A 13,631-nucleotide genomic window follows, 5' to 3' on the forward strand; every position below is an offset into this window, starting at 1 on the left:
TAAAAAATCATGACAGGGACATTTCAACCGCCACGGAAAGCGCCGTCCCTTTATCTACACCAAAAGGTACACATTTAATTACGCACGTCAAGATGGATGTTCCTCCAAACGCCGGATTCGTCAGCCAGACCGCGTCAAAGCTACGTTCCAGATGGCCCCATACGCTGTTGCGTGCAGCCATGTGACCGGCCCCGAAACCATGCCTGCGAAACGGCGATGCCGAACGCACAGCATCTCGCGCCGTTCCGCTAAGCTTTTTAGAAGACGCACACGGAGGCTCTGATTCAAACAGCCATCCAATTAAGGCGTTAAGAAATAATCCCTTTACAAATAATCTTTGGCGAGAAGCCGGATTCTTGAGAAGACACGGGTGCCTTGATGAATCGATTAAACGACGCTGCTGTGATATCCCGCCGCAGATGCGGACTCAACAGGAAACCTGGCTTCGGATGGTTGTCATCACGATGGCAAATATGTTTGCTTCTGCTGAGCATTCAAACTGCTTCCCTTTCCTTGCACGCGGACGCCGATGACGCCCTGACACTCTGGTACACCCAACCCGCCTCGGAATGGATGGAAGCACTGCCGATCGGGAACGGACGACTCGGAGCGATGGTCTACGGCGGGGTCCAACAAGAACGCTTGCAACTCAACGAAGACACGCTGTGGAGCGGTGGCCCACACTCGTACGACAATCCGGAAGCATACTCGCACCTCGCCACCGTGCGAAAACTTCTCAACCAAGGCGAGTATGCCAAAGCCGAAGACGTGGCACAGAACATGTTGGGCATTCCCAAGTACCAACACGCTTACATGCCGCTCGGTGATCTGTTTCTTGACTTCCCGTACGCGCAATCGCCGAACGACTACCGCTGCGAACTCGACATGCAAAATGCGGTGAGCACGGTTACCTACCGTATCGGCGACGCACGTTTTACGCGGACGGTCTTCGCATCAAATCCCGATCAAGCGATTGTCATGCATCTTGCATGCGATAAACCGGGACGAATCGACTTTGATTTGTCGATGACGAGCCCACATCAGCATCAGTCTCGGCTCAGTGGCGTCAACGGACTGCTCATGACTGGCGAAGTGTTTCGAAATCCAGACAAACGCGGCAGTGGATCACGATCATTGATCGGCCCCTGGGAAAACGCAGGCTTGAAGTTCGCCGCGAAGGCGAGAGTCACGTCCGATGGAGGAACTGCTGCGACACAGGACGACCGCATCTCGGTTCGCGATGCCGACGCCGTGACAATCGTCTATGCAGCGGCGACGAGCTACGTCAATTACCGAGACATAGGTGCCGACGCGGTGCAACGAGCCGAAGATACCATCGCGAGCATTGGCGACACTCCCTACGAGCAGCTTTACCAGCAACACGTCGATGACTACTCCAAACTATTCGGCCGCGTCGCGATCAATCTCGGCGGCAACGAAGCCGACGAAAACCTGCCGACCGCGGAACGAATCCAACGAGCAAAGGATGGTCAGAACGATCCCCGTTTGGCGGAGCAAGCATTTCAGTTTGCTCGCTATTTGATGATTTCGGGATCGCGTCCAGGGACTCAACCGCTCAACCTGCAAGGCATCTGGAACAACGAAATCAATCCGCCTTGGGGAAGCAAGTACACGATCAACATTAACATCCAGATGATTTATTGGATCGCCGAGGTCTGCAATCTCAGCGATTGTCATGAACCGCTACTGCGGATGATCGACGAGCTGCAAGAACCGGGCCGGCGTACAGCCAAAATCCATTACGAGGCCGACGGGTGGGTCACTCATCACAACACGGACCTTTGGCGAGGAACCGCCCCGGTTGACGGTGCACAATGGGGCATCTGGCCAACTGGCGGCGCGTGGCTGTGCCAACATCTTTGGGAACACTACCGTTACACGGGCGACATCGAGTTTCTAAAACGCTCGTATCCGATCATCAAAGGGGCGACCGAGTTCTTCTTAGACACCCTCGTTGAAAACGAAGACGGCTATCTAATCACGTCGCCATCGATCTCGCCCGAGCACAGTCACGGTGGCGGAACGAAAGATGGACTCAGCGTCGGACGCAGTGGCACGTCACTTTGTGCGGGACCGACCATGGACCTTCAAGTCCTGAGTGATCTGTTCGCGAATTGCATCGATGCGTCGGAAATATTGAAGACCGACGACGCGTTCCGCACGCGAGTGTCCGGCATGCGTTCGCGCCTGCAGCCGATGCAAATCGGACGCACCGGACAACTGCAAGAATGGCTCGAAGACTGGGACAATCCTAACGACCAACACAGCCACGTTTCGCACATGTATGGACTGTTTCCGAGCAGTCAGATCAATTCGCGAGACACGCCAGATTTATTTCGCGCGGCCCATACTTCACTGATCCAACGCGGCGATAGCGGCGGATGGCCGGGTGGATGGCGTGTATGCCTGTGGGCTCGCTTGGGTGACGGTGATCATGCCCACGACGTTCTCCGCGGTCACGTTCTACCACGCTTCACCACCAACCTGCTCAACCAGGGAAGCGTCTATCAGATCGACGCCAATTTTGGGGCCGCAGCCGGTATCGCTGAAATGCTGTTGCAAAGCCACCTGAGCACGGACGATGGAAGTCAACTGCTGCATCTCCTGCCCGCCCTTCCTCCGGCTTGGCCCAACGGATCAATTCAGGGTCTACGCGCACGCGGCGGATTTGAAGTCGACATCGCCTGGGCAGACGGAAAACTGACAAACGCTTCTATCCGTTCGCTCAACGGGACACCGCTGGCAGTACGTTACGGCGACACCACCCAAACATCGCACCCCGCCAAAGGCAATCGCTTCTTATGGAACAACAATTAGCATCGAAGCATCAGTTAAGAGCGTGCCGACAACCGCTGAAAAAAAGGATCACCCATCGATAAGAACTTGATGCTCGTACCTCTGCAACTTTTCGTCGGCGGCGACCGACGAGGAGACATCACCAAACCGATTCGCTTGCGGAAGACTCCTTTTCCATTCTCAATCGTCCGAACGGAAAAAACCAATTGCGACGTCATCCGTGGCCACGTCCGCGACCACCTCATCAAAAGCACGCAAGTGAATGTGCGTCCGATTGGCGTTTCACTGGCAGCACGTTGGCCGTTTTAACTACAGGAGCGAGGCTCGCATGACACGGGCGAAATCCCAAACTCCTGTGGCGTAACGTTTGAGTTCGAGTTGCCTTCACGGCTTTCTCGATCCTTAAGCCCCGTTTCGCTTTCGCTTGCCGACTGTCTTGCCAGCGGCCCACATCGCATCGGCATCTAACAACTTATTGACGATCTGCTCGGGGGGAGTGTCCCTTTCGCATTTTGACCGAAAGCCCTTTCCCTAATCTTGACTGATGAGCTTTCATAACTCATGGATCTGGATCGGGGGAGAATCCCAGGCTGTGTCTCCGCCATTTTTCACACCAATCGCTTAATTACGTTTTAGATGTCAGAGCTGCCTGAACGGATTCTCTGGCCCTCGATCCGCAGGTGCCTGCACCTTGTCAATACCGACTGCACTGACCAACTAATCGTCTAGGCACAGTCCGATGTTGTTTGAATTGAATTGCATGCAAACCGGAGCTGCGCGATCTCGACATTTTTATGCGTGGAATTGGATTGATCTCAAACGTCAGGCGGAGGACCATACATCCGTAGCCTTTAACGGAACAAAGTGGGCCATCGTTCACTCAGCCAACACGCCGACAAGTTTTTGGGAAGCTCAAAAAATCGCATGCCCCAGCGAGAGTTCAGCCCCTCAAAGCTGACGCATCGGGTCTCCTGATCGTGTCACTTTCAAAGAACGTGGCGTTGTCCAACTACCTGCCCTTCCACCTGATGAGTTGTTTCATGAATCAACAACCCGATTTCAAAAGCACAACCGCAGTGAGTGCTCTCCGACAAGGGAGGCGCGACTTCGCATCTTTCGTCGCCCTGTTGTTGCCTGCAATCCTCACCTGCTTTGCTTGCACCGGCAAGGCATCCGCAAATGAGTCGGCCGAGATTCGGATCGACTGCGACCAATCAACCGTGAGCTTGAGTCCGCATCTGTATGGATTGTTTTTCGAGGACATCAACTATGCAGCCGATGGCGGGCTGTATGCGGAACTGATCCAGAATCGCTCCTTCGAATACTTTTCTCTGGAAGAAACTCACCGGGGCACTGGTTTCCATCCGTTGTACGCGTGGAACAGTGTTTCGCGATCGGGTGGTCGTGCCAAAATGTCCGTCATCAACACCAATCCGCTCAATGAGAACAACCGCCACTACCTGCAATTGCAAGTTGATCAAAGCGATATTGTCGGCGTTCGCAACAGCGGATTTGACGGCATCCATCTTGACGAAGGTGCACGCTACAACGTCTCGGTCTACGCTCGGCTGAACGATTGGACGGGCGACTCCAAGCTGACCATTCAATTCGAAACAGGCAACGAGTTCGATTGTGGTCGTGTCGTGCTAGATGGTGCCGATGGAACCTGGAAGAAATTCGAGGGAGTGATCATCGCAACCAAAACAACGGACAATGCTTCCTTGACCGTGACGACCGAAGGCAAAGGCACGTTGGACCTGGACATGGTTTCGCTATTTCCGCAGGACACGTTCAACGGACGTCGCAATGGACTGCGAAAAGACTTGGTGCAAGCGTTAGCAGACCTGAATCCCAAGTTCTTGCGATTTCCGGGCGGATGCATCGTGCATGGCAGCGGATTAGACAATATCTATCGCTGGAAGGACAGCGTTGGTGACGTTGCAGAGCGAAAACCGAATTGGAATCTGTGGGGGTACCACCAAACTTATGGCCTCGGCTATTTCGAGTACTTTCAACTTTGCGAAGACCTCAACATGGCAGCGCTGCCGGTTGTTCCCATCGGGGTCGGGTGTGGTTTTCGGTGTACCGAGTTTGTCCCGATCGACGAACTGGGACCGCACATTCAAGACGCGATCGATTTGATCGAATTTGCCAATGGCCCGGTAAGCAGCACATGGGGCAAGGTGCGTGCATCAATGGGCCACCCGGAACCGTTCAACCTAAAACACATCTGCTTGGGCAACGAGGAACACGACACTCCGGACATGCGGCAACGTTTCCCACTGTTCTCAAAGGCGATACGTGAAGCCTATCCGGACATCAAGATAATCGGCACTTCGGGGCTTGGCCCGGAAATTCCGATCTATGACCTGATGACGCGAGACAAGGTCTACAGTTCGGACGAGCATTACTACATGCCACCAAATTGGTTCATTGCGAACGAAGATCGGTTTGACGATTTCGATCGCAACAAGCCGCTAATTTTCGTAGGCGAGTATGCAGCCCACGATACCGATCGCAGGAACACGCTCTATTCCGCATTGTCGGAGGCGGTGTTTCTCAATGGCATCGAACGCAACGCAGATCTCGTAGACATGACCTGTTATGCACCGCTGTTCGGTCACAAGAATCATTCTCAGTGGAACCCGGACCTCATCTATTTCGACAAACGCAATGTCATTCGCACAACAAATTACTTCGTGCAAAAACTCTACGGACAAAACAAAGGTGACGTTTATCTGCGCAGTCACGTGGACGTAAAAGAATCGACTCATGCACCAACGGTTTCCGGTCACGTTGGTATCGGCTCCTGGAACACGACAATTGAAGTCGACAAGTTCACGGTGAATGGTCGTGAATCCGATATGGCGAATTGGAAGGTGACCGGCGGCGAGTATTCGACACAAGACGGGCACTACATCCAGTCAGACGGTCAGGCCACTCCGGCAATGAGCATCAACAATGAATCGTTGTCAGCGGAAAACGTGACGATTGAAGTTCGCGCTCGCAAAACAGGCGGGTCAGAAGGCTTCCTGATTCGATTTGGTGCGGACGAAAATGGCGACGGTGGGTATTGGTGGAATGTGGCGGGTTGGAACAACACACGTCACGGCTTAGAGAACTTTTCGGAAGGAAATGGGACGATGCCCAGCGTCGAGGGCTCGATCGTGAATGACCGGTGGTACGACATGAAGGTCGAACTGACCCCCGGAAAGATTCGCTGCTATCTCGATGGAGACTTGATTCACGAGTACGAAATCAAGCAAGCTGGCGTTAGCATTTCCTCCAGCTACGATCATCGGGCGGGAGAAGTGATTCTAAAAATTGTCAATCCGAATGCGGTTCCGGTCGACGCACGCATCAAGCTTGCCGGTGCCCGCAAGGTTGCTTCCGAAGCAAAACTCATCTCGCTATCGGGTGCCAAGGATGCCACGAACACGTTTGATCAGCCGACGAATGTTGTCCCCTTGGAAAGCACGATCCCCGCTGGTCCCGAAATGACGCACAAAGTCCCGGCGTTCGCTGTCGAGATCATCCGCGTACCGGCAACGCTTTAATTGAAATGGTATTGCGTTCACAGGTCCGACAGCGGCCGGCTAAAGTCGGTACTCCAACATGCGTCGTTTCGCCGCTGTCAGGCAGCATTGCCAAACCTCTCTAGTGGATGACGCGAGGAGTCACTCGCCTCTTTTTGAGGATGGTGATTCGTTGCCTCGTCCACCACCCAAAATCAAAAATTGATGGACTGCCCGAAACTCCTATGACAACTATTCACCTTCTCGTCATTGCTCGCTCATTGCTGCTTTCCAGTCTGTGTGCGTTGCCAGCCATGGCTCAAACAACGCCCAGTCATTGGCAATTTGCTCCGACACCGCCGATGGGTTGGAACAGTTGGGACACCTTTGGCACTTCGATTACCGAAGCGCAAGCGAAGGCGCAGGTCGATGCGATGGCGGAGTATTTGCTGCCATCGGGATACGATGTCTTCACCGTGGACATTCAGTGGTATCAACCAACTGCCAATAGCCACCACTACGATGTGAACGCGATTTACAACCTCAGCATGGATGAATATGGGCGTTTAACTCCCGCAGTGAATCGATTTCCGTCTGCAACCGGTGACTTGGGATTCAAGCTTCTGGCGGACTATGTGCATTCTAAAGGACTGCGATTTGGCATCCACATTATGCGAGGGATACCCAAGCAAGCGGTCAAGCAGAACACGCCGGTGCTGGGCACGGACCTGCGAGCCAAGGACATTGCTCTCACCAGCTCCACCTGCCCGTGGAACCCGGATATGTATGGCGTGGACGCCACTAAACCCGAAGGCCAAGCCTACTACGATTCGATCGTCAGCATGTATGCCTCTTGGGGTGTGGACTACATCAAGTGCGATGACATCTCGCGACCTTATGACAATGTTCAAAAAGCCGAGATCGAGGCGCTGCGCAAAGCCATCGACAAAACCGACCGTCCGATCGTACTGAGTCTTTCCCCTGGCGCGACTCCGCTGTCGTCTGGCGAGCATGTGATGAACCATGCCAATTTATGGCGAATCACTGATGACTTTTGGGATCGCTGGGGATTGCTGCGCGAAATGTTTGAACGCGTGCATGCGTGGCAACCGTATCGCCACCCCGGTGCATGGCCGGATGCGGATATGATTCCGATCGGAATAGTGGATTTCGGTCGCCCGACCAAATTCACGCCTGACGAGCAAGTCACGTTGATGAGTTTGTGGAGCATCGCCCGCTCGCCACTGATTTTTGGAGGCGATATGACCAAGCTTGATGACTTCACTCTCGGCCTTTTGACGAATCGTGAAGTGATCTCGGTGAATCAAGCTAGCACCAACAACCGGCAAGTATCTCGCAAAAACAACCTGATTGTCTGGGCAGCTGATGTGCTCAATAGCGGCGATCAATATGTGGCTTTGTTCAACGCCCAAAGCTCCGGTGACAACACTGACTTTGCGTTTGCGGACTACGCAAGCCCGGTCATTGCTGGCGAAGGCAACTCACAGGAGATCAGTGTTTCCGTCAAGGGCGGAAAGAGGTTGGTGCTGTTCGTCAAAAATGGAGGCAACGGCTTTGAGCATGACCATGCCGTTTGGGTCAATCCGGTATTGCGTGGGCCGCAAGGCGAACGCAGTCTAACAAGCCTCAAATGGACGCATGCTGACTCCGGTTGGGGTTCGCCTCGCGTGAATCGAACGTGCGAAGATCAACCGCTGTTAGTGAACGGTGAATCGGTGACCGGCATCGGCACTCATGCGGATTCGACCATCATCTATGAGTTACCCGAAGGCTATGAAACTTTCACGACGAAGGGTGTAGTGTCCCGCAATGGCTCGGTGGTGTTCGGCGTATTGGTCGACCGTGGCGAACAAGAGATCACGGATCAAAGTGACGTGTCGGTAAATCTCGCAGACCTTGGGATCAGCGGCAACGTGACGGTCCACGACCTTTGGTCGGGCAAGAACTTGGGAATGTTTAAAGACCGTTTCAGTCGTGAATTGCCGTTACATGGTGCGGGGCTGTATCGCCTTACACCGCAAAGCAGTCAGGGCACCGCAAGATAGCAAGAGTGCAGAGTAGTTGAGTCACTTGTCGTCCCCGTACAAGAAGGACAGATCATGAACAAATATCAGTTGATCCGTTTAGTCTGTGTGTGTGCCTGCGTTCTAGCGAATGTCGCCGCGTCCGCGCAGCCCGCGAAGAATCCAATCATCTGGGCCGATGTACCAGACGTAGCGGTAATCCGCGTCGACGATTGCTACTATATGAGTAGCACGACGATGCACATGAGTCCTGGACTGCCGATCATGAAGTCCCAGGATCTCGTAAGCTGGCAACTCGTCGGATATGCCTACGACACGCTTGCGGAAAACGATGCCCTGACGTTGAAAAACGGTCAAGACGCATACGGAGCAGGTTCATGGGCGAGCAGTCTGAACTATCACAACGGAAAGTTCTATGCATCCACGTTCTCCGCGACGACTGGCAAAACGCACGTCTTCGTGACGGAAGACATCGAAAACGGCCCCTGGCGGGAACACTCTTTCTCGCCGGCATTACATGACCACTCGCTGTTCTTCGACGACGACGGACGCGTCTACATGGTTTACGGTGGTGGTGATCTAAAGCTTGTCGAGTTGACAGCGGATGCTTCGGCAATCAAGCCCGGCGGCGTGGACCAAATCATCATTCCCAACGCCAGTCATGTGGCTGGCCCGAATGTCGGATTGGCGGCCGAGGGTTCGCAACTGAGGAAGATCAATGGAAAGTACTATGTCATGAATATCACCTGGCCTCGCGATGGGATGCGTACGCAAATCATTCACCGGGCCGATCAGATCACGGGCCCTTACGAAGGCCGAGTGATCCTGCAAGACCGCGGGGTTGCTCAAGGTGGGTTGATCGATTCGCCGCAAGGTGACTGGTACGCGATGATGTTTCAGGACCACGGCGCGGTTGGTCGGACCCCGTATCTCGTGCCAATGAAATGGCGAGACGGTTGGCCCGTCCTGGGCGATGAAGGCAAACTCCCAGACCACCTGCCAATCCCCATCAACAGCGACAGTGTCTCAGCGATCGTGGCGTCCGATGAATTTGAAAGAAAGCCGGACGAACCCGAACTTCCTCTTCAGTGGCAGTGGAACCATAACCCGGACCATGAACATTGGTCGGTAACCGACCGTCCAGGTTGGCTGCGTTTAACCACGGGCCAGACCACGACGGACCTTCTGCATGCGCGTAACACACTCACGCAACGAACCTTCGGCCCCGTAAGTACTGCGACAACGACCATTGATGTAGCCAACATGCAAGACGGTGACGTCACCGGACTGGCCGTGCTGCAACGAAAGTACGGCTTTGTCGGCGTCAAAGCCGAAGGACAAAGCAAGAAATCAATCGTGATGGTCAGTACGGAGAGCGACTCGCCGGTGGAACACGAATGCATCCCTCTGACTCAAGAAACCGTGTTCTTTAAGGTGCACTGTGATTTCAGAGACGGCGAGGATAAAGCGTACTTTTTCTTCAGTCTCGATGCGAAACAGTGGACCAAAATCGGCGATCCAGTCCAAATGGTTTATACGCTGCCACACTTCATGGGCTACCGCTTCGCACTGTTCAACTTCGCCACCAAAAACACTGGTGGATCGGTCGACTTCAATCGCTTTCGGGTGAGCGGTCGACAATCAACGCAGCACCATTCGTCACTGAAAAAGGCGGTGGGAGGAAGATTCAAAATCGGCGTCGGCACCGATTTCGATGTCTTGCGCCGCTCAGATGACCTTGCTTTGATCAAGCGAAATTTCCAAATACTGACGCCCGAGAACAGCATGAAACCGAATGTCGTCCAAGCTTCAGAGGGCGAGTTCGACTTTGCCAATGCTGACGCGCTGATGGACATCGCCGAAGCCAATGAGCTTGAAGTCGCTGGGCACTGCTTGGTCTGGTCGCGACCGGGGACGACCCCGGCGTGGTTCTTTCGAGATGGGAATCAAGAGGCATCAAAGGATCTTGTACTGAGCCGGCTCAAGACGCACATTGCCAACGTGGTTGGACGCTACCGAGGCCGGATCGACATGTGGGATGTCGTCAACGAAGCACTCGCGGATTCGGACGACGAATACCTGCGAGACATCGAGTGGTCGCGTATTACGGGCGAGGAATTCATCGTGAAAGCCTTCCAATACGCGCGCGAGGCTGACCCTGACGCATTGCTGGTTTACAACGATTACAACTGCACCCAACCCGGCAAATTGAAGAAACTGGTTCGTCTCGTTAAGTCTGTCAAAGCCCAAGGCGGCCCCATCGACGCGATTGGCCTGCAAGCTCACTACGAGTACGGAAAGATCCCCTACGAGGGAATCGAGGCGGCACTCATCGCGATGCGCCAAATCGGCGTCAAGGTCATCTTTTCGGAGCTTGACATGGACGTGGTTACTCGAGCCCGATGGTATGCCGATGACGGAGTGCACCGAGCGGAATTGGCGGCATCGAATCCCTATCCCCACCATAGCCCGCCGGATGTACTAGAAAGGCAGGCTGAACAATACGCCAAGCTGTTCGACGTAATCGAACACTATTCGGATGTGGTCGTGCGGGTCACTTTTTGGAATCTCCACGATGGCCAGAGTTGGCTGAACGAATGGCCCTGGCAACGTACGAATCACCCGCTTCTGTTCGACCGCGATCTCAATCCCAAACCCGCCTACCACGCGGTCATCGAGACATTAATCCGGTCCGATTCCTCTCCATCACATCCGTCGCCGTGAAGGCAAAGTGAAGAGTGGATTTCTGGTGAAATCAACTTCGAAAAACGATTTCCGTGAAACGAAAACGAGAGACATGCATGATGGCGAAATGGATAATGGGATTGATGATCGCGAGTTTGGCTTCGCTGGCGCATGCGCAGGATACTCGCCAGCATTTTGCGGTTGCCCCGACACAACCCGCGGAACTGTTTCCGCTCTCCGCGGTTCGCTTGCTCAGTGAAAGCCAACTCAGTGCTGCGGTGAACGCGAATCGAGAGTATTTGCTCGCCCTTGAACCCGATCGATTGCTGGCTCCGTTTCTTCGCGAGGCAGGCCTCGAGCCGAAAGCGGAATCCTATGGCAATTGGGAGAGTAGCGGGCTTGATGGGCACACGGGCGGTCACTACTTATCCGCCCTGTCATTGATGGTGGCTGCCGGTGCCGACACCAGCGATGGGGAGCTAAACCGTCGTTTGGACTACATGCTCGATGAATTGGAACGTTGCCAGAACGCCGATGGCGGCGGCTATATCGGTGGGGTGCCGGGAAGTCGAGAATTGTGGACGAAGGTGGCAGCGGGTGATACAGGTGCGGTCTGGAACAAATGGGTCCCCTGGTACAACGTTCACAAATCGTTTGCTGGTCTACGTGACGCTTATCTTGTTGCGAACAAGGAAAAAGGACGCAAGTTGCTGGTGCGTCTCGGTGACTGGTGTGTCCGCGTCACCGCCGATCTGTCTGACGACCAGATGCAAAGCATGCTCAACAACGAGTACGGCGGAATGAATGAAGTGATGGCTGATATCTATTCCATCACCGGTGATAAAAAATACTTGAAGACTGCCGCACGATTCAACCATCGGGCGGTCTTCGATCCGCTGATAGCTCACCAAGACCGGCTGACCGGTCTGCATGCGAATACGCAAATCCCTAAAATCATCGGCATGGAACGCATCGCCGCGCTGATCGGCGATCCGCGGGAACATGACGGAGCCCGCTTCTTCTGGGACACGGTATCAAAGAACCGATGTGTGGCGTTCGGTGGCAACAGCGTACGAGAACATTTTCACCCGTCCGACAATTTCATCGAATTGCTGAAGGACCGGGAAGGTCCGGAGACCTGCAACACATACAACATGCTGCGTCTGACGGAGCAGCTATTCACGGCCGACCCGAAGGCTGTCTATGCCGACTTCTACGAGCGAGCGTTCTTCAACCACATCATCTCGGCGATCAATCTTGATAAGCCGGGCTACGTTTACTTCACGCCGATCCGTCCTCAACATTACCGCGTTTATTCGCAGCCCGAGAACTGTTTCTGGTGTTGTGTCGGCACTGGAATGGAAAACCCCGGTCGCTACGGGCAGTTCATCTACGCAAAAGCGAACGACGGCGTTTATGTGAATCTGTTCATTGCTTCCGAACTGCAAGTGAATGACCGTTTCGCAATTCGTCAACAGACAGCGTTTCCGTACGAATCGGTGACACGGCTAGAAATGAAGCTGAAACAACCTCAGGAGCTGACGCTCTATCTTCGACATCCCGAGTGGGTCAAGACGCGACAACTGACCGTCAAAGTCAACGGCCAACCTGTCGCCGTGGAATCGACGCCTTCGTCGTATGCCGCAGTGCGTCGCTTGTGGAAACAGGGAGATGTCGTGGAGGTCGAATTGCCGATGCACACCCGCGTCGAGCGTCTCCCGGACGGATCCGATTGGGTAGCGTTGTTGCATGGCCCGATTGTGTTGGCGAGCCCGACCGGAACAAAGGACTTGCCCGGTTCGTTTGCCGATGGAGCTCGGATGGGCCATGTGGCAAACGGGCCGATGGTTCCGCTCGATGAAGTACCAGTATTCTTCGCGACGGACCAAGAACTTCCCCGTCACGTTGTGCGGGATCCTTCGGGCAAACCGCTGCATTTTCGTGTTAAAGACGTCGTGTCTCCGGACTCGCCGGGCGGGATCTCGCTGAAGCCGTTTCTCAGTCTGCATGAGCAGCGATACCAGATGTATTTTGAACTCACGTCGCCCGAAAAAATGTCAGCATTGAAGGAGCAACGTGCAGAAGAAGATCGAACGCGTGCGACTCGCGAAGCCGCCACAATCGATCAAATCACAATTGGTGAACAGCAACCGGAAGTGGAGCATGATTTCAAAGGTGAGGACACCGAAACCGGAATGCACGAAGGCCGTAAATGGCGGCATGGATCCATAATACAGTACACGTTGAACACTCGCGGTGAAAAAGCAGCGGAACTGGAGGTAACCTACTGGGGCGGTGATAGCGGTCGGGCATTTGACATCTTTGCCGGTGGAACCAAGATTGCGTCGCAAGAATTAACCGGCGACCAACCTGGAAAGTTCATTTCGATAAGGTATCCAATTCCGGCAATGGCGTTTGCGGATGCAAAAGACCATACGCTGACCGTGAAGTTCATCGCTACCAAGTGGCTTGCAGGTGGCCTGTACGATGTCCGTCTGATGAAACCAACTCGATAACCGATCAGTCCCATAGCACCGGCCCCAAACGCCGCAGGATCTCCGAAGAAAAG

General features: G+C 54.1%; 5 protein-coding genes. All 5 read left to right on the forward strand.

The window, feature by feature from the left end; all coding sequences use genetic code 11:
- The first annotated feature begins 513 nt into the window (after window positions 1–513).
- The 5 genes from FHS27_RS13610 to FHS27_RS13630 all read left to right on the forward strand — a co-directional run bounded on the left by FHS27_RS13610 (window position 514) and on the right by FHS27_RS13630 (window position 13,578).
- On the forward strand, window positions 514–2,838 hold the full coding sequence (locus FHS27_RS13610; RefSeq protein WP_246419753.1) for a glycoside hydrolase family 95 protein: 2,325 nt from the start codon (window positions 514–516) through the stop codon (window positions 2,836–2,838).
- Window positions 2,839–3,857: 1,019 nt separating this feature from the next.
- Complete coding sequence (locus FHS27_RS13615; RefSeq protein WP_184305478.1) at window positions 3,858–6,374, forward strand: alpha-L-arabinofuranosidase C-terminal domain-containing protein; 2,517 nt, start codon at window positions 3,858–3,860, stop codon at window positions 6,372–6,374.
- Between the two features lie 203 nt (window positions 6,375–6,577).
- Window positions 6,578–8,398, forward strand: coding sequence for an NPCBM/NEW2 domain-containing protein (locus FHS27_RS13620; RefSeq protein WP_184305479.1), 1,821 nt, complete (start codon window positions 6,578–6,580; stop codon window positions 8,396–8,398).
- 54 nt (window positions 8,399–8,452) lie between these two features.
- Window positions 8,453–11,101 carry an endo-1,4-beta-xylanase gene (locus FHS27_RS13625; RefSeq protein ID WP_184305480.1) on the forward strand — a complete coding sequence of 883 codons (2,649 nt, stop codon included), beginning with the start codon at window positions 8,453–8,455 and terminating at the stop codon, window positions 11,099–11,101.
- Window positions 11,102–11,154: 53 nt separating this feature from the next.
- The gene (locus FHS27_RS13630) at window positions 11,155–13,578 is read left to right on the forward strand and encodes a glycoside hydrolase family 127 protein (protein WP_221225099.1); all 2,424 of its coding nucleotides are present in this window, start codon (window positions 11,155–11,157) and stop codon (window positions 13,576–13,578) included.
- Window positions 13,579–13,631 lie beyond the last annotated feature (53 nt).

The sequence above is a fragment of the Aporhodopirellula rubra genome (assembly GCF_014192335.1).
GTDB classification, from domain to species: Bacteria; Planctomycetota; Planctomycetia; order Pirellulales; family Pirellulaceae; genus Rhodopirellula; species Rhodopirellula rubra.